The following is a 22,579-nucleotide window of genomic DNA, read 5'->3' on the forward strand; positions in this document are numbered from 1 at the left end:
CAGTCCCTCACCACGATCGCCGAACGTGCCGGTCCACACACCAGGACCAGCACGCACCCTGGCGCGGGGTGGAGCAGCCCGGTAGCTCGTCAGGCTCATAACCTGAAGGTCACAGGTTCAAATCCTGTCCCCGCAACCAAATCAGCATGAAGCCCGCGCCGTCCGACACGACGGCGCGGGCTTCGTCGTGCGCGGTCAACGAGCCTCGTCAAGCCTCATGCGAACCCTGCGCGTCATCGGAATCGGGACCGGCGATCCAGAGCACCTCACCCTCCAGGCGGTGCGGGCCCTGGCCGACGTCGACGCGGTGTTCGTCCTCGACAAGGGCGCCGACACGGACGACCTCGTCGCCCTGCGCCGAACGATCTGCGCCCGGCACATCCGCAAGGCGTATCGCCTGGTCGTGGCGCAGGATCCCCCGCGCGAGCGCCGGCCGGCGGACTACGCTGCCACGGTCGAGGCCTGGCACGCCGCCCGGGCCGACCTCCTCGGCGGCCTGATCACGACGAATCTCGGGGCAGGGGAGGTCGGCGCCTTCTTGGTCTGGGGCGATCCGGCGCTCTACGACAGCACCCTGCGCATCCTCGAGCGCATCCTCGCCCGCGATGCCCGAGCCTTCGCCTATACGGTGATCCCCGGCATCTCGAGCGTGCAGATGCTGGCGGCCGCCTACCGCATCCCGCTGAACCGGATCGGCGGGGCCGTCCACATCACCACGGGCCGCGCGATCGCCGATGGCTTGCCGCCGGGCGTCGGCAGCGTCGTGGTGATGCTCGACGCCGACCCGCGCTTCGACCATCTCGATCCCGAGCTGACGATCCACTGGGGTGCCTATCTCGGCTCGCCGGACGAACTCCTGATCGTCGGGCGGCTCGGCACCGTCGGGCCGGAGATCCGCCGGCAGCGCGCCGCGGCACGCGCCCGCCACGGCTGGATCATGGACGTCTACCTGCTGCAACCGCCCGAGACGCCCTGATCCCAGCCGGGCGCGGCGAACGGGCCACGGACGCGTGCGCCCGGCTGCGGTAGAGCGTGCGCCATGCTGACCTTGCGACCCTACCAGCGTGCCAGCCTCGACGCGCTTGCCGCCGCCTGGAGCGGGGCAGGGGGCCAGCCCCTGCGCGACGGCCTGATCGTGCTGCCGACCGGCGCGGGCAAGGCGCTGGTGATCGCGGCGCTCGCGCGGGAGACGCTGCAGGCGGATCCCCTCGCCCGCATCGTCGTCGTCACCCACAGCCGGGAGCTGATCGCCCAGAACTTCTCCGAGCTCACCGGCTACTGGCCGGAGGCGCCAGCCGGGATCTTCTCCGCCGGGCTCGGGCGGCGGGAGGCGGGGGCGCAGGTGCTGGTCTGCGGCATCCAATCCGTCGCCGACCGGCTCGACGCGATCGGCCCGCGCGACCTGGTCATCGTGGACGAGGCGCACCTGATCCCGCGCTCGGCCGAGACCCGCTACGGCCGCTTCCTCGCCGGCCTGCGGGCGCTGCGGCCGGAGCTTCGGGTCGTCGGCTTCACCGCGACGCCCTATCGGCTCGACAGCGGACGCCTCGACGAAGGCGCGGGCCGGATCTTCGAGGGCATCGTCTACGAGGTCGATGCCGGCGACCTGATCGGACAGGGCTATCTCTGCCCGCTCCTGTCCAAGGCGACGCTGACCGCCCTCGACGTCGCCGGCGTGGGCAAGCGCGGCGGCGACTACATCCCGAGCCAGCTCGAAGCGGCGGTCAACCGCGACTGGATCACCCGCGCCGCGGTCGAGGAGATGGTCGGCTACGGCCGCGAGCGCCGGGCCTGGCTCGCCTTCTGTGCCGGGCTCAGCCACGCGGACGCGGTGCGCGACGCGATCCGCGCAGAGGGCCATTCCTGCGAGACGATCTCCGGCGAGACCCCGCGGCGCGAGCGCGACCGGATCGTGGCGGCCTTCCGCGCCGGGCGGATCCGCTGCCTGACCTCCGTCGGCGTGCTCGCCACCGGCTTCAACGTGCCGGAGGTCGACCTCATCGCCCTGCTCCGGCCGACCCAGAGCACCGGGCTCTACGTGCAGCAGGTCGGGCGCGCGCTGCGCAACGCGCCCGGCAAGCGCGACGCGCTGATCCTCGACTATGCCGGCCTGGTGCGGATGCACGGCCCGGTGGACGTGGTCACCGCCCGCACCGCCGCCGCGGTGAAGGGCAGGGAAGGGCTGGCGCGGGCCAAGCCCTGCCCCGGCTGCGGCGCGCTGATCGCGCTCAACGCCTCGACCTGCGAGCCTTGCTGGATCGAACCGGAGGACGACGCGGCGTCCGCCAAGCACGAGGCCGCAGCCGACGACGAATTGCCGATCCTGTCCGAGCGCGCGGACGGCTGGCGGCCGGTCTCGGATTGGCGCTTCGAGCGCGGGGCGGACGGCCTCGACATCGTGCTGCGCTGCTCCGACGGCGCCCATCGCATCCGGCTCGCTCTGGAGCGGACGGGCTTTGCCCGCGACAAGGCGGTGCAGTGGTGGCGCGGGCTCGGCGGCGGTCGCGCGGCGCCGATGGATGTCGCCGAAGCCCTGGACCGCCGCGACGAGCTGGTGTGTCCGGCGGCGATCCGCATCCGCCCGAGCGGCCGGGCCTCGGAGGAGGTGGCCTGCCGCTTCCCCGACGGACGCATCGTCTCCGATGTCCGCCGCCTGGCCGATGCGCTGGCCGCCTGATGCCGAGGGCGTTCGTGACCCGGGGCAAGCGTAGAGGGCAGGGGGCTCGGAGCGCCCTCGCCCGGGACGACGCGAGCCTGGATCCGCCGGGCCCGGATCGCCGAGGCCGTGAAGGCGATCCTGCCGGATGCTGGCATGCCAGCTGGTTCGGGACCGGCCGAAGCCCCCTCGCCCCGGGACATCGGTCTATTAAGTTCCATAATATATCTTATGCGAATGACGGATGTGCCCTTTACGGGCGTGTTTCCGCAGGCGATCCCGGGCGGTCGGCGGCCGGAATCGAGTGCGGTCAGCGCACCGTGACGCGCACGTCGGACTCGTAGCCGGTGCCGTCGGCGTTGATGACGAAGATGCGGAAGGTGTCGAGCCCCTCGAACCCCTCCTCCGAGGTGTAGGTCAGCTTCAAGCCCGGCACCTTGCGGGCGTTGCAGGCCGCCAGCGCCGATCCCACGCCGTAACGGGGAAACGAATCCGTCTGCGCCAGCTCGATCGAGCCGTGCCGGGGCTGCTCCAGGGTACGGATCACCACCGGGCCCTGCGAGGAGCAGTCCGGGAACAGCGAGGCGAAGAACGCGATGGTGCGGGCCTCGCCCTTCGGCACCACCCGCATCAGCGGGAACGCGGCCGGCGGCAGAGGCGTGGGCGGCGCGGGCGGCGTCAGCGTGGTCGGCGGAATCGGATCGGCCGGCGTGGCGAGGGCCGGGCGCGTGCAGGCGGGAGCGGCGAGACACAGGGCCGCGAGCGCGGCGATCGGCAAGCGGGGCATGGCCGGGACGCGCGACAAGACCGGGAAGCGGGGCATGGCATCTCCTCGTATCCGGCCTGCAGCGTAGGGTGCGCCAGCGTCCGGCGCATGACGCATGACCGGCCGGCCCGATGCAAATCTTCGTGCGGTCGCGCAGCGCCCTCCGGCGCCCACCGTGCCGGAACCGGTCTCACGCCTCCAGCGGGATCTCGATGTGGAAGCGGGCGCCCTGCCCGCGCGGCGTCGCGATCCGGGCGTCGAGCTGGCGGGCGAGGTTCGCGATCACGCGCATGCCCAGGCTGCCCGAGGCCCGGCCGATGTCGAAATCCGCCGGCAGGCCGACGCCGTCGTCCGACACGTCGAGGACGAGCGCCGCGCCGGTGCAGGCGGCGCCCACGCGCACCTCCCCGGTCCTGTCGGGATAGGCGTACTTGATCGCGTTGGTGACGAGCTCGTTGACCATCAATCCCATCGGGATCGCCCGGTCGGCCGAGACCCGCAGCGGCTCGGCGCTGCAGCGGATGCGGTGGTTCGGGGCGCTGCTCTGCAGGTTGGCCGTCAACGTCTCCAGGAACTGCGCGAGGTCGATCTCGCCCGGCGTGGTGTCGCCCTGGCGCCAGAGCTGGTCGTGGACACCGGCGATGGCCTCGACCCGGGTGCGGGCGTCGATCAGGGCGTCGCGCACGGCCGGGTCGTCGGCGTTGCGCGCCTGCAGCGCGAGCAGGCTCGCGACGATGGCCAGGCTGTTCTTCACCCGGTGGCTCATCTCGCGAACGAGCAGGTCCTGCCGCGCCAGCGCCTGCTTGAGCAGCCCCTCCGTGCGCTGCCGCTCGATCGCGCCGCCGAGCAGGTTGGCGAAGCCCTGCATGAAGGCGATGTCGGCCTCGGTGAACATGCCCTCGCGGGTATCGTCGACCTCGAGCACCCCGAAGGCGCCTTCGCGGTTCTCGATCAGCACGTTGATCGCCCGGCGGATGCCGTGCTCGGCCATGATCTGCGGCGTGCGGAAGCGGTTCTCGTTCTCGAGGTGGTTGGAGATCACCGGCCGGCCGGTCTTGAGGGCGAAGCCCGCGGGCGAGGCGAGGTCGGCGCCGACGCGGGCGTGGCCGACGACGTTCGGTCCCCAGCCGACGCCGGCGCGCACCAGCAGCATGTCCTCGTCGTGCAGGTGCTCCAGCGCCTTGCAGAACTCGGCGCCCATGCCCTCGGCGCAGAGTTCGGTCGCCCGCTGCAGCAGCGCGTCGACGTCCTCGCCGCGCAGGGCCTCGACGCCGAACTCGGACAGGATCGCCTGCTGGCGGAGGCGGTAGTTCAGGTCCGGATGGTGATCGCTCATGACGCGGGGAGGGTAGCAGGGATGGGTGCGGGAGGCGACGCACGTTGCGGACCGCCCTGCCCGCGGCGTTCCCGTTCGCGCCCCCTTCCCTGCCCCCGCCCTGCGCGCTGCCGCGCCCCCTGCCCTCGCCGCGCGAAGGTCCGTCCCCTGGCCTTCGCACCGCACGATCCTATCTGGTTTCATTCCAAGCTGCGCCATCCCAGCTGCGCCATGCCCGGAGATCGCATGATACCTCTCAGGCTCACCGTGAACGGCACGGTGCGCGAGGTCCTCTTGGAGGATCCCCGCGTGACCCTGCTCGACCTGCTGCGCGAGCGCCTCCATCTCACCGGATCGAAGAAGGGCTGCGACCGCGGCCAGTGCGGCGCCTGCACGGTGCTGGTCGACGGCCGGCGGATCAACGCCTGCCTCGCGCTCGCCATCAGCCTCGACGGCGCCTCCGTCACCACCATCGAGGGGCTGGCGGACGGCGACGCTCTGCATCCGGTGCAGGCGGCGTTCATCGCGCATGACGGCTTCCAGTGCGGCTTCTGCACGCCGGGCCAGATCATGAGCGCGGTCGGGCTGATCACGGAGGGGCAGGCGGGGACCGATCCCGAGCGGATCCGCGAAGGCATGAGCGGCAACCTCTGCCGCTGCGGCGCCTATGCCGGCATCAGTGAGGCGGTGCTGGCCGCGCAGGGCGCCGGCGACGGCGCGGCGATGCGGGAGGACGCGGCGTGAACCTGTTCGACTACACCCGTCCCGTCAGCGTCGCCGAGGCGATCGCGGCGGCGCAGGCGCCCGGAGCGGCCTATCTCGGCGCCGGCACCAACCTGCTCGACCTGATGAAGGGCGGCGTCGTGACGCCGGCCCGCCTCGTCGACGTCACCCGCCTCCCCGGCCTCGACCGGATCGAGTTCCTGGACGACGGCGGCGTGCGCATCGGCGCGCTGGTGCGCAACAGCGACCTCGCCCACGATCCGCGCTTCGCCAAGACCTATCCCGCGGTGGCCGAGGCGCTTCTCGCGGGCGCCTCGGCGCAGCTGCGCAACGCCGCGACCGCCGCCGGCAACCTGATGCAGCGTACCCGCTGCCCGTACTTCGCGGATGCCACCTCCCCCTGCAACAAGCGCGCGCCGGGCTCGGGATGCGCCGCGATCGGCGGGGCGACGCGGCTGCACGCGGTGCTCGGCTGGAGCGAGCATTGCATCGCCACCAACCCATCGGATTTCTGCGTGCCGCTGGCGGCCTTCGACGCCGTCGTCGAGATCGAGGGCGCGGGCGGCCGGCGTGCGGTGGCGCTGGTCGACTTCCATCGCCTGCCCGGCGATGCGCCGGAGCGCGAGACCGACCTGGCGCCGGGCGAGCTGATCGTCGCGGTGCGCCTGCCGCCGGAGGCGGCCGGGTTTTCGGCCCATGCCCGCTACCTCAAGGTCCGCGACCGCACCTCCTACGCCTTCGCGGTGGTCTCCGCCGCGGCCGGCCTGCGCCTCGACGGCGACCGGATCGGCGAGGCCCGCCTCGCGCTCGGCGGCTTGGCGCTGAAGCCGTGGCGGGCGCGGGAGGCGGAACACCTGCTCGCCGGCCAGGCGCCGGACCCGGATGTGTTCCGAAAGGCCGCCGACGCGGCGCTCGCCGGGGCCAAGCCGTCGGGCGAAGCCAACGTCTTCAAGATCGAGCTCGCCCGCCGCATCCTCGTGCGGGCCCTGACGCTGGCGGCCGCCGGCACGCCGGAGCGCCTGCCGGCGCTGCCGGCCTCGCCGTTCGCGGCCCCTTTCGCCGTCCCCTCCTCTTCGCCGGCAGGAGCCGCCCATGGCTGAGATCGCATTGACGTCCGCGCCGCAGCGGGCCCGCCACGGATCGAGCATGGGCCAGCCCCTGACCCGGCGCGACGGGCCGCTGAAGGTCACCGGCCGGGCGACCTTCGCGGCCGACAACGTCGCGGACGGCGCCCTCCATGCGGCGCTCTGCGTCGCCCGGATCGCCCGCGGGCGCGTCACCCATCTCGACGTGGCGGCGGCCGAGGCCCATCCGGGCGTCGTCGCGGTGATGACGCCGGACAACGCTCCCGCTCTCGCCCAGCACCCGGACGACAAGCCCCACGGTTTCATCTTCCGCCTCGACCTGCTGCAGGATTCGGCCGTCCGCTACGCCAACCAGCCGATCGCGGTGGTGATCGCCGAGACGCTGGAGGCGGCCACCGAGGGCGCGCGCCTGCTGAGCCCGCGCTACGAGGCCGAGACGCCGCGCATCGGCCTCGACGCCGAGCCGCCGTTCACGCCCCCCGGCATCGGCGTCGGCCAGCCCCCGGAGGAGACCCACGGCGACGTCGAGGCCGGCCTCGTCGCCGCGAGCCGGCGGATCGCGGCGACCTACGAGACCCCGGCCCAGTACCACAACGCCATGGAGCCGCACGCGGCGGTGGCCTCCTGGGACGGCGACCGGCTCACGCTGCACACGCCGAGCCAGGGCATGTCGATGGCCCAGGGGCGCCTCGCCGGGCTGTTCGGGATCGCGCCGGAGAACATCCGGATCGAGAGCCCGTTCCTCGGCGGCGGCTTCGGCTCGAAGGGCCTGATCTCGGGCCCGCAGATCCTGGCCTGCATGGCCGCGCGCCTCGTCGGCCGGCCGGTCAAGCTGGTGCTCGCGCGCGCGCAGATGTACGGCCCGGTCGGCCACCGCGCCGAGACCCGGCAGAGCTTCCGCCTCGGCGCCGACGACGCCGGCAAGCTGACGGCGCTGGAGCACGAGACGCTGACGGCCTCGAGCCGGTTCGACGACTTCTTCGAGCCGGCCGGCGGCGTCTCGCACACCCTCTACGCCAGCCCGGCCATCGCGGTCCGGCACCAGGCGGTGCGGGTCGACACCGGCACGCCGCTGTTCATGCGCGCGCCCGGCGAGGCCTCGGGCAGCGTCGCGCTGGAGAGCGCGATCGACGAGATGGCGCTGGCCTGCGGCATGGACCCGCTGGAATTCCGCCTGGCGAACTATGCCGAGGTCGAGCCGATCTCCGGGAAGCCGTTCTCCTCCAAGGCCCTGCGCGAGTGCTACACCCGCGGCGCCGAGCGCTTCGGCTGGTCGGCGCGGCCGAGAGCGCCGCGGCAGACCCGCGACGCGAACGGTCTCCTCGTCGGCTGGGGCATGGGCACCGCGACCTTCCCGGCGCTGATGTTCGAGGCGCAGGCGAAGGCCGAGCTGCGGGCCGACGGCACCGGCCTGATCGAGACCGGCGCGCACGACATGGGGCAGGGCGCCTGGACCGCGCTCGGCCAGATCGCCGCCGACGGGCTCGGGATCGGCCTCGACAGGCTGACCTTCCGGATGGGCTCCTCCGACCTGCCGAACGCCGGCATCGCCGGCGGCTCGGCCCACACCGCCACCGCGGGCGGGGCGATCCACGCGGCGGGCCAGGCGGTGATCGCGCAGCTCGCCGACCTCGCCACCAACGATTCCGCCTCCCCGCTCTACGGCGCGGGCAATGCCGGATTCGTCGCCCGCGACGGACGACTCTTCCGGCGCGACGACGAGAGCCGCAGCGAGGCGTATTCCGACATCCTGGCACGCGCCGGACGGGCGAGCCTCACCGCGACCGGGAAGGCCTCGACCGATCCGGCGGCGGCCAAGACCTACGCCATGCACGCCCACGGCGCGGTCTTCGCCGAGGTGAAGGTCGACCCCGATCTCGGCCAGATCCGCGTCACCCGCCTCGTCGGCGCGTTCGCGGCCGGCCGCATCGTCAACCCGCGCCTGGTCACAAGCCAGTATTACGGCGGGATGATCTGGGGAATGTCGTTCGCGCTGCACGAGCACGCGGCGATGGACGCCCGCACCGGCCGCTTCCTCAACGACAACCTCGGCGAATACCACGTGCCGGTGAACGCGGACACGCCGGCCATGGAGGCGATCCTGGTGCACGAGGACGACGCTCACGTGAACGCGCTCGGCATCAAGGGCGTCGGCGAGATCGGCATCACCGGCTCGGCCGGCGCCATCGCCAACGCGGTCTGGCACGCCACCGGCATCCGGGTGCGCGAGATCCCGATCACGCTGGACAAGCTGCTCGGGTAGCGCCCGCCGTCGCGATCCGGCAGCCCACGCCGGCGCGAACCCGGTCCCGACCGCCCTGCCCTCCCGGAGGCCCGTCGCTCAGCGGCGCGGCCTCCGTCGTCGTTCGGCCCGACCCGCGATCCGCAGGTCGCCTGCGCTCCCGAAGGGCTGCGGCGGTGCCGGCCAGCGTCTAATCCCGCTCCGTTCGACGCAGCGGACGGTCCGCGTGCGCCGCCGCACCCAAGTCGAAAGAGAAACGGATTAAATATAGTTTGCTATACTTGTGCATTCGCACACATATTCGTCGAACGACATTGGTTATGTTCTTCTCGTTGGCGCAGGGCGGCATGTCCTGCAGAAGAAAACTTCGAGAGGAAGGATTATCTCATGACGCGCATCGTTGCCTCGGCGCTCTTCGCCGCCGTTCTCGCCCTCCCCGTCGCGGCTCGGGCCGGCGAGGGCGGTGGCGGCGACCGCCAGCCGGCCGGCGGCGGCCACATGAGCTCCTACGTGAACGACCCCTACCACGACCCCCGCTCCGCCCATTCGCAGCGCAACCGCACCGGGCAGCTTCTGGGCGCACCGATGTATTCCGACATGCCGGGCGCCACCGTCGCGCGCCGCGACGTGGTCTCGCCGCACTGGGCGTCCGGAAGCGCGGCCCCCCGCGGCCGCCGCTGATCCGATCCGCCGACCGGCGCCGGCATCCGGCGCCGCCCCGCCCGACATCCGAGCCCGCACGGCCGCCCCCGCGCGGGCTCGCTCGCGTCCGCGCCGCGCCGCTCGACGGCAGGCGCCCCGCCGTGCCGGCATCGCAGCGATCGCCGCGAGTCGGCGCCCACATCGTTTCAGCGCAAGAGGATCCTTCGTGGACAACATCATCCAAGGCATCTCCGAGTTTCAGGACAAGGTCTTCCCGGGGCAGCAGGCGATGTACCAGCGGCTGGTCAGGGACGGGCAGCAGCCCAAGGCCCTGATCATCGCCTGCGCCGATTCCCGCGTCTCGCCCGAGCACATCACCCAGGCCGGCCCGGGCGAGCTGTTCGTCTGCCGCAACGCCGGCAACATCGTGCCGCCGTTCTCGACCGCCACCGGCGGCGTCTCCTCGGCGATCGAGTACGCCGTCGTGGCGCTCGGCGTCCGCGACGTGGTGGTCTGCGGCCATTCCGATTGCGGCGCGATGAAGGGGCTGATGAGCCCCGAGGCCCTGGCGAGGATGCCCAACGTCGCCGCCTGGCTCCGGCACAGCCACGCGGCCGAGCGGATCGTCTGCGAGGCCTATCCCGCCGACATGGACCCGAAGGAGCGCCACCGGGCGCTCGCCCTGGAGAACGTGATCGTCCAGCTCGCGAACCTGCGCACCCACCCGAGCGTGGCCGCGGGCCTCGCCAAGGGCCAGCTGCGGCTGCACGGCTGGTTCTTCGAGATCGAGACCGGCACCCTGCTGGCCTATGACGGCGAGGCCGGCCGCTTCCTGCCGCTCGACGCCCTCGATTCCGCCGGCGACTTCCCCGTTGCCCAAGGCTCGGCCGTGCGCATGGCGGCGCCGGAATACGCGCCGCCGCAGGCGGCCGCGTAGGGGCCGGGCCGATGCGCCCCACCCAAACGCCCCCCGCGCGCATCCTCCCGGCCTCCCTCGCGCGGGACCTGCCGGCCTCCTTCGTCGTGTTCCTCGTGGCGCTGCCGCTGTGCATGGGCATCGCCCTGGCCTCGGGGGTGCCGCCCGAGCGCGGGCTGATCACCGGGATCGTCGGCGGCATCGTCGTCGGACTGCTCGCGGGCTCGCCGCTGCAGGTCAGCGGGCCGGCGGCGGGGCTTGCCGTCATCGTGTTCGAGTTCGTGCGCCAGCACGGGCTCGGGATGCTCGGCCCGGTGCTCGTGCTCGCCGGCGCGGTCCAGGTCGCCTCCGGCGCGCTCCGGGTCGGAGGCTGGTTCCGCGCGATCTCGCCGGCGGTGGTGCACGGGATGCTCGCCGGCATCGGCCTGCTGATCGTGCTCGGCCAGGTCCACGTGCTCACCGACGCCCTGCCGCTGGCCTCGGGCCTCGACAACCTCGTGGCGATCCCGGCCGCGTTCTTCGACTTCGTCACGGGCGAGGGCAACCGCGTCGGCGCCGTCACGGTGGGCCTCGCCACCATCGCGGCGATGATCGCCTGGGAACGCCTGCGGCCGGCGCGGATGAGGATGGTGCCCGGCGCGCTGATCGGCGTCCTCGCCGGCACCGCGGTCGCCGGGCTCGGCGGCCTCGCGGTCAAGCGGATCGAGGTCCCGGACGCGATCCTGTCCACCCTGTCGATGCCGGGGGCGGCGGAGTGGGGCCGGCTGCTCGAGCCGACGATGATCGTGATGGCGTTGACCATCGCCGCCGTCGCCAGCGCCGAGAGCCTGCTGTCGGCGGCCGCCGTCGACCGGATGCACGACGGGCCGCGCACGCAGTACAACCGCGAGCTCGGCGCGCAGGGCGTCGGCAACCTGATCTGCGGCCTGATCGGCGGCCTGCCGATGACCGGGGTGATCGTGCGCTCCTCGGCCAACGTCCAGGCCGGCGCGGCGACGCGGGCCTCGACGGTGATGCACGGGACGTGGATCCTCGCCTTCCTGCTCGCCCTCCCCTGGGTGCTGAAGCTGGTGCCGACGGCCGCGCTCGCCGGCATCCTGGTGGTCACCGGCTGGCGCCTGATCGGGCCCCACCACGCCGTCCACCTGCACGCGCGCTACGGCTGGCTCACCGCCGCGATCTGGCTCGCGACGATGGTGATGGTGGTGGCCACCGACCTGCTCACCGGCGTGCTGGTCGGGCTCGGGCTCAGCCTGCTCCAGGTCATTCCTACGCTGCGCATGGGCCGCCTGCGGATCGAGCACGCGGCGGCGACGGAGGTGGCGGGGGTGCCGGAACTGCGCCTCTCGGGCTCGGCCACCTTCCTGCAGCTCCCGCACCTCACCGAAGCGCTGGAGCGGACCCCCGAGGGCGGCGAGGTCCGCCTTGGGACGAAGGACCTCGCCCACATCGACCACACCTGCCTGGAGATGATCGGGGACTGGGCGGGACGGCGCGCCGCCTCGGGCACGCGGGTGTCGGTCGTCGGCGGGTTCGGCCGGCCGCACGAGAAGCTCGTCGCGGCCGTGGCGGCACCGTCCAAGGACTGAGCGGCGGACGCGCGGGAACGAGGGGACGGAACGACGGGGCCGGCATCGCGCGAGCGGTGCCGGCTCATCGCGTGCCCGAGCCCGCGCGTTCCGGCCTTACGCGTCCGCCGGGACGGCGGCATCCGCGATCGCGAAGAGGGGCGGCTGCAGGGCCCCCGCCTCCGCCACCGGCACCGCCCGCGCGCCGTCCGGGAGGGCGGGCCCCAGAAGGCGCAGGAAATCCTCGGAGGCGGCGACGTCGAGATCGGCCGCCTTGGCGCGGGTCTCGAGGCGGGCGAGGGTGTTCATCGCCGGGCCGAGCACGGTGTACTCGGCGCGCAGCCCGTCGTCGAAGACGCCGACGAGGAGGTCGCCGGCATGGAGCGCGACGACGACGCGGAGCGGGAAGTCGCCGGCCTCGGCGCGGGTGCGGTTCAGGGCGGACAGCCGGGTGCGGATCGCGCGGGCGCAGGCCAGCGCGCCGCGGGCCTGCGCCACGGGGCCGCCGACCACGAACTGCGCCAGCACGGCGTCGCCGACATACTTGTCGACGATGCCGTCGTGCTCGGTCACGGCCGCATGCGCCAGGGCGCGGATGGCGAGCAGCGCGCGCACCATCGCCTCGGGCGGGTGCTCGCGGCTCAGGCGCGAGAACCCGCGGACGTCGAGGGCCAGCAAGCAGGCATGGCGCCGGCGTGCCGTTCCGAGGTCGCCGTCGCGGGCGAGCTCGGTCGCGACGCCGTCGGGAACGAAGCGGGCGAGCTGCGTGCGCTCGTGCTCGAGGCGCACGGCCTCGCCGGCGGCGTGGCGCAGGCGCGCGACCCCGTCGACCACCACGACGCTCGCGGCCAGGAAGGTCAGCAGCCCCGGCACCTGCTCGCCGAGATCGACATGCGGGCCGAGGAAGCCGGCCGGATTGACGAGGCCGACGAGGATCGCGGCGCCCCAGGCGAAGACGACCGTGCCGGAGAACAGGGCCGCGTGCCACACGCGCATGCTGAGCGCGGTCTGCAGCAGCAGCAGGAAGGCCGGCAGCCGGCTCACCGCGTCGGCGGCCCCGCCATCGTCGGCGGCGCCCGCCAGCATGTGCTCGACGAGGACGTAGATCGCCAGCCCGGCGTTCAGCCCGGTGCCGGCCCAGGCGAAGCCTTCCGCGTGGCGCCCCTCCCCGCGCTCGGCCCGGCCGAACCAGACCGAGCCCGCCGCATAGAGGCCGAGGATGAACCAGTGGCTCAGCGCGTGCAGCGAGCCGTCGTAGACCTGCGCCGCCATCAGCAGCACGAGCACGATCACCACGCGCAGGACCAGCAGGCGACCGCCGGTGGCGCGCTGCATCAGCCGCAGGACGGTGTTCTCGTCCTGCGCGCGCTGTGCGGCCCTGTCGTCGAGCATGAGGCGGGCGCCCGCGCGGGTCGGGACTACCCGGCCCGGCTGAGCCGGCGGGCGCCGCCGAAGCGGTTGAGGAAGCGCGGCTCCTTCTCCGGCGCGATCCGAATGGCAAGGTGCAGCGTGCCGCCCTCCTCCATGCGCCGGTCGAGCACCTCGGCGTTCTCGTAGAGCCAGTGCAGGGCCGCGCCCTCCTCGGGGCCGAGGATGACCGCGAAGGTCGAGCGCGCGCGGGCGATGCGCGCCTCGATCCGCGCGGTCAGCGCCGACAGCCCCTCCCCCGTTAGCGACGAGACCAGCACCGGTGCGGCGCCGTCGCGGTCGTTGCGGTCGTGGGCCGAGAGGTTGGCGAGGCGCGTGCGCTCGCCCCCGTCGAGCAGGTCCGCCTTGTTCCAGACCTCGATGATCCGGTCGGCCGACATCTCGATTCCGAGCTCGCCCAGCACCGTGCCGACATCCTCGGCCTGCGCCTCGGAATCGACGTGGGCGACGTCGCGCACGTGGAGCAGGATGTCGGCCTCGATCACGTCTTCCAGCGTGGCGCGGAAGGCGGCGATCAGCGCGGTCGGCAGGTCGGAGATGAAGCCGACGGTGTCGGACAGGATCACGGTCTCGCCGTGCGGCAGCTTAGTGGCGCGGGCGGTGGGGTCGAGAGTGGCGAACAGCATGTCCTGCGCCACCACCTGCGCCTTGGTCAGGGCGTTGAACAGCGTCGACTTGCCGGCATTGGTGTAGCCGACCAGCGCCACGATCGGGTAGGGCACGCGCGCCCGGCTTTGCCGGTGCAGGCCGCGGGTGCGGGTGACGGCGTCGAGGTCGCGCTCGATCCGCGTCATGCGCTCCTGGATCATGCGCCGGTCGGCCTCGATCTGGGTCTCGCCGGGGCCGCCGAGGAAGCCGAAGCCGCCGCGCTGGCGCTCCAGGTGGGTCCAGGACCGCACCAGCCGCGACTTCTGGTAGGCCAGGTGGGCGTGCTCGACCTGGAGCGTGCCCTCGCGCGTCGAGGCGCGGCGGCCGAAGATCTCGAGGATCAGGCCGGTACGGTCGATGACCTTGGCGCCGAATTCCTTCTCGAGGTTGCGCTGCTGCACCGGCGACAGCGCGCAATCCATCACCACGAGGCCGATCTCGCTCGCCTTGATCAGGCCGGCGATCTCCTCGACGCGGCCCTTGCCGAGATAGGTCGAGGGCCGGATGCGGGCGAGGCTGAGCGGGATCGCCTCGACCACGTCGAGCTCGATCGCGGCGGCCAGCCCCACCGCCTCCTCCAGCCGCGCCTGCGTCGAGCGCGAGACCGGCGCCGGCCCGTGCGGCGACGCGGCCGCGGTGCGGCTGAGGTAGGGACCGATGACGAGGGTGTGGGTCGCGGCGGCGATCTCGCCTTCCGGCGCGGCCATCGCCTGCAGTCGGGCCTCGCCGGAGGTCAGCGTCTCGGTCATGGAATCCTTGAGCCGCCGCCCGTCGGGGCGGCGGCGTGATGCGTTTCGGAACCCCTCAGATGGGGCTGAGCAGCCGGCGAACCAAGATGGCGCGGAACACGCTCGCGCGGACCGGGGCCGGCCGCGCGTCAGGAGCGCCCGGTCACGCCTTCTCGGGGGCGGTCTCGTCCGGCTCGAACAGCTGCACGGGATGGCCCGGCATGATCGTCGAGATCGCGTGCTTGTAGACGAGCTGGGAATGGCCGTCGCGGCGAAGCAGCACGCAGAAGTTGTCGAACCAAGTCACCACGCCCTGCAGCTTGACGCCGTTGACGAGGAAGATCGTCAACGGAATCTTGTTCTTGCGGACATGGTTGAGGAAGGTGTCTTGCAGGTTCTGTGCGCGTTCGGCCGCCATCTTCTTGTCCTTTGTTGTCTTGGCGCCCGCCTTCGGGAGCGGGTTTTCGTTCTATCCGCGGCATCGATCCTGCCGCCGCAGCGCTGGTCTTGAGGAGCCCGCCGCGGAGCGGAATCGTGCATTACAGGTTCAATTCCGGCGCCGATGCAAGACCCGAACCGGCTCCGCACGCGACGAACGGGGGTTGCTTCTCACCGCTTCCGTCATCCGCCCGCAAGGCGCTCAGGGGCCGATCCCCAGGGACTTCAGCTTGCGGTGCAGGGCCGAGCGCTCCATGCCGATGAATTCGGCGGTCCGGGAAATGTTTCCCGAGAAGCGGGCGATCTGCGCCACGAGGTATTCGCGCTCGAAGATCTCGCGCGCCTCGCGCAGCGCCAGGCTCATCAGCTTCTCGCCGCCGGCGCCGTTCGGGGTCGTCGGCACCAGGGCGCCGATCTCGGAGGGCAGCATCTCCGAGGTGATCTCCTGGTCCGGGTCGGCCTGCGTCAGGATCATCAGCCGCTCGACGTTGTTCTTGAGCTGGCGCACGTTGCCCGGCCAGTTGTGCGACTGCAGCACCGCCATCGCGTCCTGCCCGATGACCCGGCGCGGCAGCCCGGTCTGGGCCGAGATGTTGTCCATGAAGAACTGGATCAGCTCCGGCACGTCCTCGCGGCGCTCCGAGAGCGAGGGCACGCGGATCGGCACCACCGAGAGCCGGTGGAACAGGTCCTCGCGGAAGCGCCCGGCGGCGATCTCCTCGGCGAGGTCGCGGGAGGAGGACGAGATGATGCGGACGTCGACGTGGACGCGGGTGGTGCCGCCGACGCGCTGAAAGTTCTGGTCGACGAGGACGCGCAGGATCCGGCCTTGCGTCTCGCGCGGCATGTCGGCGACCTCGTCGAGGTAGAGGGTGCCGCCATGCGCCTCCTCCAGCGCGCCGACCCGCCTCCCCTGCTCGCCGCCGGCCTCGACCCCGAACAGCTCCGATTCCATCGTCTCCGGCAGGATCGCGGCCGCGTTGAGCAGCACGAACGGCCCGCTCGCCCGGGCCGAGGCCTTGTGCAGGCCGCGCGCGGCGAGCTCCTTGCCGGAGCCCAGCGCCCCGGTGATCATCACCCGGGCGTTGGTCGGGGCGACGCGGTCCAGCGTCTGGCGCAGCTGGTTGATCGCCACCGAGCCGCCGACGATGCGGTTGGCGGTGCCGGAGCGCGCGGTGAGGTCGCGGACCTCGCGCCGCAGGCGCGAGGCCTCGAGCGCGCGCTCGGCCACCAGGATCAGCCGGTCGGCCTTGAACGGCTTCTCGATGAAGTCGTAGGCGCCCGCCTTGATCGCCGAGACCGCGGTCTCGATGTTGCCGTGGCCCGAGATCATCACCACCGGCAGGTCCGGGTGGGACGCCTTGATCAGGTCGAGCACCTGCAGGCCGTCGAGGCGCGAGCCCTGCAGCCAGATGTCGAGGAAGACGAGGTGGGGGCGGCGCGCCTCGATCGCGGCGAGCGCCTCGTCGGAGCTGCCCGCGGTGCGCGAGCGGTGGCCTTCGTCGTCGAGGATGCCGGCGACCAGGTCGCGGATGTCGGCCTCGTCGTCGACCACCAGGATATCGGCGCTCATGGCTGCATCTCCGCAATCTCTCGGGGGGCCGTCGTCGCGGCGCCCTTCTCGTCAGGGTTGGGGCGGGCCGGGCCCGCGACCGCGTCGTCCGCGGGCGACAGCGCGCGGGGCACGCGCATGCGCACCTGGCCGCCGCGGCCGGCGGGGTTGTCGTTCAGCTCGATCCCGCCGCCGTGCTCTTCCAGCACCTTGCTCACGATCGCCAGCCCGAGGCCGGTGCCGCCCTCGCGGGTCGTCATGTAGGGCTCCAGCAGGCGCTGGCGCCCCTCGACGGGAAATCCCTTGCCGTTGTCGGTCACCGCGATCGTGGCGAAGCCCTCCTCGACGGTGAGGCTCAAGCCGATCTTGCCCTTGCCGAGCTCGGCCTCCGGCACCTCGGCCACCGCCTCGACGGCGTTCTTGAGGATGTTGGTGATCACCTGGCTCAGCAGGCGGATGTCGAAGGCCGCGGTGATCTTCTCGGCCTCCGCCGTGCCGGTGCCGCCGAGGCCGTGCGCGGTGAAGGCGAAGTCGATGTCGGGGTGCGCCACCCGCATCATGAACAGGTTCTGCTTGGCGATCTCAGTGAGGTCGTTCTCGGCGATCGCGGGCTTGGGCATCCGGGCGAAGGAGGAGAACTCGTCGACCATGCGCTTGATCTCGTCGACCTGGCGGATGATCGTCGCGGTGCACTGGTCGAACACCTCCTTGTCGGCGGTGATGACCTTGCCGTACTTGCGCCGGATGCGCTCGGCCGAGAGCTGGATCGGGGTCAGCGGGTTCTTGATCTCGTGGGCGATGCGGCGCGCGACGTCCGCCCAGGCGGAGGTGCGCTGGGCCGAGACGAGGTCGGTGATGTCGTCGGCCGTCACCACGAAGCCGCGCGCGCCGCCCTGCGCCTGCTCGCTGGTGACCCGCACCGCGATGGTGCGCTCGCGCCCGCCCCGCGTGAGCTGGATCTGGTGCGCCTGCGCGCGCTGGCGCCCCTCGGCGCCGGGCAGGAGCGGGGCGAGCTCCGGCACCGCGTCGGACAGGCGCTGGCCGACGAGCGCGCCGTCGGCGAGATCGAGCATCCGCTCGGCGGCCGGGTTCGCGATGGTGACGAAGCCAGCGGCATCGACGCCGACGACGCCGGGCGAGACCCCCGACAGCACGGCCTCGGTGAAGCGCCGGCGGCGGTCGATCAGGTCGCTCGCCGCGGTCAGCCCGGCATGCTGGCGGCGCAGCTCCTGCGTCATCTTGTTGAAGCTCTCGCCGAGATGAGCGAGGTCGCCGTCGGTCTTCCGCGCCGGAACTTGAGCGTAGAAGTTGCCCGAGGCGACCTGGTCGGCGGCGTTGATCAGGCGGCGGATCGGGGCGACGAAGCGGTTGGCGAAGTTCATCCCGAACCACACCGCCGAGAGCAGCGCGATCAGCGCGATCAGCACGAAGATCGAGGCGAAGGTCACCTGGATCGAGGTGCGCAGCGAATCGTAGGTGAGGTACTCGGCCGCCGCCGCGCGCGACACGCCGGGGAAGTCGATGGCGAGCTGGTTGACCTCGCGCTGCACCAGCAGCACCGCGTCGTCGTAGGCCGGCATCCGGAACATCGCCGCGAAGACGCGGCCCTCGGTCGGCAGCAGGCAGATCGGGTCGCTGGACTTGGCCGCGTCCTCGAAGGCGGCGGCCGAGGGCAGGCGCGTCGTCTTGAGCACGTCGATCTTGGCGCGCGCCACCACCTCGTTCGGCCCGCGCATGATCTGGGCGACCGGCAGGCCGAGATTGGTCGCGCGGGTGGTGAGGAAGCCCTCGAACCAGTCGCGGTTGACGTCGAAGTTCGGCCGCGCCCGCGTCAGGTCGTCGTTGAGGATGCGGATCTCGCGCGCCAGCGACTGGCACTGGTTCTCCTGGTAGGCGTCGGCCACCTCGACGGATTTCAGCACCACGTCGCGGACCCGGTCGGTGAAGCCGAGGGAGAGGCCGCGGTCGATCGTCACCGAGGCGACGACGGCCAGCAGGCAGGTCGGCAGGATCGCGATCAGCGAGAACAGGCCGACGATGCGGGTGTGGAGCCGGGCCACCGCCGCGTTGGCGCGCCGCGCATGCAGGAAGACCCGCGCCTCCCAGGCGATGATCACCGCGAGCCCGAGCACCAGGGCGACGTTGATGGCGAGCAGGGTGACGCCGATCGTCGGCGTCGGCGTCACGCGGATGACGCCGGCCAGCACCAGGAAGGTGGCGATCGCCGAGATCAGGGCGGTGACGACCACCCCGGCGCCGATCCAGCCGGGCCCGCGCGGCCCCGCCCGCAGCGCGTCGGGGACGGAGGCACCGCCCTCGTCGGGCCTCGCCGACGGGGCCTCCGAAGTCCTGGATCGCAGAAACGGCATGGCTGATGCAGAGCCACCACAGTGTGGCGAAATTATTACGAATCGGGCATTCGCCCGGTCGCGCCGCGCGCCCGGCGCTCCGGCCGCGACGCTTCGGCCTCCGCGCGCGCTTGGACCCCGGGCCGGACGATGCTATCCCGGTCGGCGGAGGCGAACGGGGTCTGGTGGCCCTCCTGGTCTTCAAAACCAGTGGTACGCCCAAAGCGTACGGTGGGTTCGATTCCCATCCGCTTCCGCCAACGACCCATCCGTAGCCGTTCGCTAATGGCCGCTAAGCCCCTGAGAAGCTAGCATTTGCCCGTTAGGGCAGTTCGCAAGCAGCCGCTGGCGTTCTTCCAAATTCTCGCCTACGATGTGGATAGCGTCGTGGATGCGAATAGTATGCAAGGTAAGCTCACTGCCCTCGCTGTTGCCCGCCTGAAGACCCCCGGTCTCTATGGAGACGGCGGTGGGCTGTGGCTTCAGGTGTCTGGTAAGAGCGGGAAAAGCTAGGTCTTTCGATACACCCTGTGCGGCAAATCGCGCGAGATGGGTCTCGGATCGGCGAACACATTTTCTCTCGTCGAGGCGCGTCACAAAGCCCTCATTTGCCGGAAGCTCTGCTTCGACAACGTCGACCCAATCGAAGCCAGGCAGCAGCAGCGTCGCGACGCCGTTGTCGAGGCAGCCCGCGCTATGACTTTCCGGCAGTGCGGGGAGGCGTACATCGAGGCGCACAAGGCTGGGTGGCGCAACGCCAAGCACGGCGCGCAATGGGCTGCCACGCTCGAAGCCTACGTCTATCCGGTATTTGGCGACCGGTCAGTTCAGGCGATCGATACTGCGCTTGTGACGAAGGCGATCGAACCGATCTGGACCACGAAGCCGGAAACCGCCGTGCGGGTCCGCGGTCGAATCGAATCCATTCTCGATTGGGCGAAGGCTCGAGGATTTCGAGTAGGCGAAAACCCGGCCCGTTGGCGCGGGCACCTTCAAAACCTTCTCCCACGGCGTGCCAAGATCCAGCGTGTCTCGCACCACGCCGCCCTCCCCTTCGTCGAGGTCTCGGCATTTATGCGCCTGCTTGAAAGCCAGCCGGGCCTTGCTTCCAAACTAATGCTTTTCACTATCTTGACCGCAGCCCGCACGGGTGAGGCACTCGGCGCCCGCTGGTCCGAGATCGACATGGAGACTGGGATTTGGGTTGTGCCTCCGGAGCGGATGAAAAGCGGTGCGGAGCACAGGGTGCCGCTCTCCAAAGCCACTCTGACCCTTTTGGCTCAGATGCGCGGTCTCGACGAAATATTCGTGTTCCCTGGCGGACGGCGCGGCAAACCGCTGTCCAACATGGCGATGCTCGTGCTGCTTCGACGAATGGAGCGCACCGATCTCACGGTTCACGGCTTCCGGTCGTCGTTCCGCGATTGGGCTTCCGAGACGACCCACTTCCCGTCCGAGGTGGTTGAGATGGCTCTGGCTCACACCGTCGAGTCCAAGGTCGAACGTGCATATCGGCGCGGCGATCTTTTCGAGAAGCGGCGCGAGTTGATGGATGCTTGGGCAAAATACGCTATAGTAGATTGAAATGACCATGGCCGAAAATGCGCAATGGCTATCTTTGAAAGAAGCCGTCGAGTTTGGTGCTACTCAGGAGGTGCTGCCGAGTCATGCCTTGGTTAAACTTTTTGAGGCCTTGAAGGCCGAGAAAATAAGATCGCGTGCTGAGAAAATAACACGAACGAGAAATGACGTCGTCCGAGTAGCCAATACTTTTTTCTTGCAGGGTTCGGACTGGATTAACGCTCTGAAAAAGGAGTCCGGGTACTTCTTGGAATATGACCACAAAAATACTCACATTACAGCAACTATCGATTCATCAGTGCCAGGAACTAAAGAAACCTGGCGCGCAGAAGGTCTCCAAGTTTTTAGAAAGCATGTAGAACTTTTATGGCCTGTTGCCGGCGCAAGCAAGGTCATGGTCACCAATCCAAAAGCTCGGGCTGGTCGACCGATGAAATACGAATGGTCTAGATTAGCTGGGTTTATCGCGCATTATATAGTTCAAAATGATTATCCAAAAAAAAGATCTATTCTAAATCAGGTGGCGCGTCTCTGGTTTGAGGAAAACGGAGGGTATCCAGATAAGCGTGAGATAGAGCGGTTCGTAGAGGAATTGTACCGCTATAAGGCGAGCAGAGAATAAGAGCGCGGGACAAAACCGCGTTGAGCGGGTTAGGCGGGCATGGGCACTCTTGTACCTGACGACCTCTGGGCGGTGATCGAGCCGCTTCTTCCATGCGAGCCGGAGAAGCCGAAGGGTGGTCGGCCGCGCGCTTCGGATTGGGCGGCACTGGCGGGCATCATTCTGGTTCTGCGCACGGGCATGCAGTGGAAGCATGTGCCGCGCTCCGATGTCGGCTGCAGCGGCAAGACGAGTTGAGGGCGGCTGGGCGTGTGGCAGGCAGCTGGCGTCTGGGCCGCACTGCATCGCGTGATGCTGGAGCAGCTTCAAGATGCAGACGCGCTTGATTGGTCACGGGCCGCCCTCGACAGTGCGAGCCTGCCGGCGAAAAAAAGGCTCGCGACGGGGCCGAACCCGACGGATCGGGGCAAGCCGGGGACGAAGCGCCACCTCGTCGTGTACGCCAACGGCACGCCCCTCATGGTGAGCCTGTCGAACCATCGGCCTGACGCTCACCGGAGCCAACTGCCACGACAGCCGCATGCTGGCCGCCACCCTCGACGCGGTGCCGGGCGTGCGCACAGGGCGTCGGGGTCGCCCTCGGCGCAGACCGGACAAGTTGCACGCTGACAAGGGCTACGATCATCGCCGGTGTCGAGGTGAGTGCCGGGCGCGCAGCATCACACCGCGCATCGCCCGGCGCGGCATCGAGAGCAGCCAACACCTCGGCCGCTACCGCTGGATCGTCGAACGCACGCTGGCGTGGCTGGCTCGCTTCCGCCGGCTGACCATCCGCTACGAGCGACGCACTGACCTCCACCTCGCCTTCACGACCCTCGCCTGCGCCCTCATCTGCCGAACTCTGGCCAAACGGTTTTGTCCCTAGCTCTAATTGCGCCGTATTTCCCCGTATTTCCCCGGAGACATCGAGGTCGAATGAGGCGAAGTTCCTTGTCATCCGCTAGAGCACCGGCGGGCACACGAGGACAATCGCCATGAGTACACAAAGCATTCAGACGCTGCAGGAAGACCTGCGAGCGCCAGATGGGAAGCTTTTGCATCGGATCAACGACACTTGCGATATGCTCGGTGTCGGCCGGACCACACTTTACCGGCTGATCGCCGAGGGAAAGCTCGTCACGGTGAAAGTCTATGGATCGAGCCGCGTCACTGACGAAAGCATTCGCGCTTTCATGACATCGCTCATGATCGAGGCCGCATAGCACATGGCTAAAACAGTTGAGGGACGGAGCGCCAGCCAGCGCTCACGTCCCTCGGAAGTTGTCGCTCGCTCGATCGACGCTTTCGAAATAGCACTCGCTGCCAGCGAAATCCAGACCGC

General features: G+C 70.5%; 17 protein-coding genes, 2 tRNA genes and 2 pseudogenes. 14 read left to right on the forward strand and 7 right to left on the reverse strand.

Annotation, left to right across the window (positions count from 1 at the left end):
- Positions 1 to 62 precede the first annotated feature (62 nt).
- The 3 genes from MKK55_RS01280 (at position 63) to MKK55_RS01290 (ending at position 2,677) form a co-directional block, all read left to right on the forward strand.
- Positions 63 to 139, forward strand: a tRNA-Met gene (locus MKK55_RS01280).
- Positions 140 to 217: 78 nt separating this feature from the next.
- The gene (gene cobF / locus MKK55_RS01285; protein WP_243932901.1) at positions 218 to 976 is read left to right on the forward strand and encodes a precorrin-6A synthase (deacetylating); all 759 of its coding nucleotides are present in this window, start codon (positions 218 to 220) and stop codon (positions 974 to 976) included.
- Positions 977 to 1,039: 63 nt separating this feature from the next.
- Entirely contained in the window at positions 1,040 to 2,677 is a 1,638-nt protein-coding gene (locus tag MKK55_RS01290) for a DEAD/DEAH box helicase (RefSeq protein WP_243932902.1), read from the forward strand.
- Between the two features lie 289 nt (positions 2,678 to 2,966).
- Here MKK55_RS01290 and MKK55_RS01295 read toward each other — a convergent pair whose 3' ends face one another.
- Both MKK55_RS01295 and MKK55_RS01300 read right to left on the reverse strand, forming a co-directional pair.
- Entirely contained in the window at positions 2,967 to 3,479 is a 513-nt protein-coding gene (locus MKK55_RS01295) for a hypothetical protein (RefSeq protein WP_243932903.1), read from the reverse strand.
- 133 nt (positions 3,480 to 3,612) lie between these two features.
- Positions 3,613 to 4,758: a sensor histidine kinase gene (locus MKK55_RS01300; RefSeq protein WP_147844257.1), complete on the reverse strand. Its 1,146-nt coding sequence runs from the start codon at positions 4,756 to 4,758 to the stop codon at positions 3,613 to 3,615.
- A gap of 225 nt (positions 4,759 to 4,983) precedes the next feature.
- On the opposite strand from MKK55_RS01300, the gene MKK55_RS01305 reads away from it, so the two are divergent.
- The 6 genes from MKK55_RS01305 (at position 4,984) to MKK55_RS01330 (ending at position 11,934) form a co-directional block, all read left to right on the forward strand.
- Positions 4,984 to 5,481 (forward strand): (2Fe-2S)-binding protein, encoded by a 498-nt coding sequence (locus MKK55_RS01305; RefSeq protein ID WP_243932904.1) that lies wholly within the window; start codon positions 4,984 to 4,986, stop codon positions 5,479 to 5,481.
- Positions 5,478 to 6,560 (forward strand): FAD binding domain-containing protein, encoded by a 1,083-nt coding sequence (locus tag MKK55_RS01310; protein ID WP_243932905.1) that lies wholly within the window; start codon positions 5,478 to 5,480, stop codon positions 6,558 to 6,560. Before MKK55_RS01305 ends, MKK55_RS01310 begins: the two co-directional genes overlap by 4 nt.
- On the forward strand, positions 6,553 to 8,808 hold the full coding sequence (locus MKK55_RS01315) for a xanthine dehydrogenase family protein molybdopterin-binding subunit (RefSeq protein ID WP_243932907.1): 2,256 nt from the start codon (positions 6,553 to 6,555) through the stop codon (positions 8,806 to 8,808). The genes MKK55_RS01310 and MKK55_RS01315 overlap by 8 nt, the downstream gene beginning before the upstream one ends.
- Before the next feature lie 366 nt (positions 8,809 to 9,174).
- Positions 9,175 to 9,468, forward strand: a complete 294-nt coding sequence (locus MKK55_RS01320; protein WP_147729318.1) for a hypothetical protein — start codon at positions 9,175 to 9,177, stop codon at positions 9,466 to 9,468.
- A gap of 187 nt (positions 9,469 to 9,655) precedes the next feature.
- Entirely contained in the window at positions 9,656 to 10,366 is a 711-nt protein-coding gene (locus tag MKK55_RS01325) for a carbonic anhydrase (protein WP_243932908.1), read from the forward strand.
- Between the two features lie 11 nt (positions 10,367 to 10,377).
- Positions 10,378 to 11,934 (forward strand): SulP family inorganic anion transporter, encoded by a 1,557-nt coding sequence (locus MKK55_RS01330; protein ID WP_243932909.1) that lies wholly within the window; start codon positions 10,378 to 10,380, stop codon positions 11,932 to 11,934.
- Between the two features lie 96 nt (positions 11,935 to 12,030).
- On the opposite strand, the gene MKK55_RS01335 is transcribed toward MKK55_RS01330, so the two are convergent.
- The 5 genes from MKK55_RS01335 to MKK55_RS01355 form a co-directional block, all read right to left on the reverse strand.
- Positions 12,031 to 13,305 carry an adenylate/guanylate cyclase domain-containing protein gene (locus MKK55_RS01335; RefSeq protein WP_147859538.1) on the reverse strand — a complete coding sequence of 425 codons (1,275 nt, stop codon included), beginning with the start codon at positions 13,303 to 13,305 and terminating at the stop codon, positions 12,031 to 12,033.
- Positions 13,306 to 13,331: 26 nt separating this feature from the next.
- The gene (gene hflX / locus MKK55_RS01340) at positions 13,332 to 14,738 is read right to left on the reverse strand and encodes a GTPase HflX (protein WP_243932910.1); all 1,407 of its coding nucleotides are present in this window, start codon (positions 14,736 to 14,738) and stop codon (positions 13,332 to 13,334) included.
- 142 nt (positions 14,739 to 14,880) lie between these two features.
- Positions 14,881 to 15,135, reverse strand: coding sequence for an RNA chaperone Hfq (hfq, locus tag MKK55_RS01345; RefSeq protein ID WP_066925253.1), 255 nt, complete (start codon positions 15,133 to 15,135; stop codon positions 14,881 to 14,883).
- A gap of 222 nt (positions 15,136 to 15,357) precedes the next feature.
- A complete protein-coding gene (locus MKK55_RS01350) occupies positions 15,358 to 16,728 on the reverse strand; it encodes a sigma-54-dependent transcriptional regulator (protein ID WP_147726345.1) in 1,371 nt (456 codons plus the stop codon).
- The gene (locus tag MKK55_RS01355) at positions 16,725 to 19,076 is read right to left on the reverse strand and encodes a sensor histidine kinase (RefSeq protein WP_147843073.1); all 2,352 of its coding nucleotides are present in this window, start codon (positions 19,074 to 19,076) and stop codon (positions 16,725 to 16,727) included. The genes MKK55_RS01350 and MKK55_RS01355 overlap by 4 nt, the downstream gene beginning before the upstream one ends.
- Positions 19,077 to 19,222: 146 nt before the next feature.
- Between MKK55_RS01355 and MKK55_RS01360 the strand changes: the two genes are divergently transcribed.
- The 5 genes and pseudogenes from MKK55_RS01360 (at position 19,223) to MKK55_RS01380 (ending at position 22,460) form a co-directional block, all read left to right on the forward strand.
- Positions 19,223 to 19,315 (forward strand) — tRNA-Sec (locus MKK55_RS01360).
- A 142-nt stretch (positions 19,316 to 19,457) separates the two neighbouring features.
- Positions 19,458 to 20,639, forward strand: a pseudogene (locus tag MKK55_RS01365) (tyrosine-type recombinase/integrase).
- Positions 20,640 to 20,646: 7 nt separating this feature from the next.
- Positions 20,647 to 21,258, forward strand: coding sequence for a hypothetical protein (locus MKK55_RS01370; RefSeq protein WP_243932911.1), 612 nt, complete (start codon positions 20,647 to 20,649; stop codon positions 21,256 to 21,258).
- A gap of 39 nt (positions 21,259 to 21,297) precedes the next feature.
- Positions 21,298 to 22,123, forward strand: a pseudogene (locus MKK55_RS01375) (IS5 family transposase).
- Positions 22,124 to 22,232: 109 nt separating this feature from the next.
- On the forward strand, positions 22,233 to 22,460 hold the full coding sequence (locus tag MKK55_RS01380; protein WP_243932912.1) for a helix-turn-helix domain-containing protein: 228 nt from the start codon (positions 22,233 to 22,235) through the stop codon (positions 22,458 to 22,460).
- The last annotated feature ends 119 nt before the right edge of the window (positions 22,461 to 22,579 follow it).

The organism is Methylobacterium sp. J-059, from assembly GCF_022829485.1.
In the GTDB taxonomy this organism is placed as follows: Bacteria; Pseudomonadota; Alphaproteobacteria; order Rhizobiales; family Beijerinckiaceae; genus Methylobacterium.

Coding starts and splice junctions, on each gene's coding strand:
- cobF (WP_243932901.1), top strand. CDS start 218: ATGCGAACCCTGCGCGTCATCGGAATCGGGACCGGCGATCCAGAGCAC.
- MKK55_RS01290 (WP_243932902.1), top strand. CDS start 1,040: ATGCTGACCTTGCGACCCTACCAGCGTGCCAGCCTCGACGCGCTTGCC.
- MKK55_RS01295 (WP_243932903.1), bottom strand. CDS start 3,479: ATGCCCCGCTTCCCGGTCTTGTCGCGCGTCCCGGCCATGCCCCGCTTG.
- MKK55_RS01300 (WP_147844257.1), bottom strand. CDS start 4,758: ATGAGCGATCACCATCCGGACCTGAACTACCGCCTCCGCCAGCAGGCG.
- MKK55_RS01305 (WP_243932904.1), top strand. CDS start 4,984: ATGATACCTCTCAGGCTCACCGTGAACGGCACGGTGCGCGAGGTCCTC.
- MKK55_RS01315 (WP_243932907.1), top strand. CDS start 6,553: ATGGCTGAGATCGCATTGACGTCCGCGCCGCAGCGGGCCCGCCACGGA.
- MKK55_RS01320 (WP_147729318.1), top strand. CDS start 9,175: ATGACGCGCATCGTTGCCTCGGCGCTCTTCGCCGCCGTTCTCGCCCTC.
- MKK55_RS01330 (WP_243932909.1), top strand. CDS start 10,378: ATGCGCCCCACCCAAACGCCCCCCGCGCGCATCCTCCCGGCCTCCCTC.
- MKK55_RS01335 (WP_147859538.1), bottom strand. CDS start 13,305: ATGCTCGACGACAGGGCCGCACAGCGCGCGCAGGACGAGAACACCGTC.
- hflX (WP_243932910.1), bottom strand. CDS start 14,738: ATGACCGAGACGCTGACCTCCGGCGAGGCCCGACTGCAGGCGATGGCC.
- hfq (WP_066925253.1), bottom strand. CDS start 15,135: ATGGCGGCCGAACGCGCACAGAACCTGCAAGACACCTTCCTCAACCAT.
- MKK55_RS01350 (WP_147726345.1), bottom strand. CDS start 16,728: ATGAGCGCCGATATCCTGGTGGTCGACGACGAGGCCGACATCCGCGAC.
- MKK55_RS01355 (WP_147843073.1), bottom strand. CDS start 19,076: ATGCCGTTTCTGCGATCCAGGACTTCGGAGGCCCCGTCGGCGAGGCCC.
- MKK55_RS01370 (WP_243932911.1), top strand. CDS start 20,647: ATGGCCGAAAATGCGCAATGGCTATCTTTGAAAGAAGCCGTCGAGTTT.
- MKK55_RS01380 (WP_243932912.1), top strand. CDS start 22,233: ATGAGTACACAAAGCATTCAGACGCTGCAGGAAGACCTGCGAGCGCCA.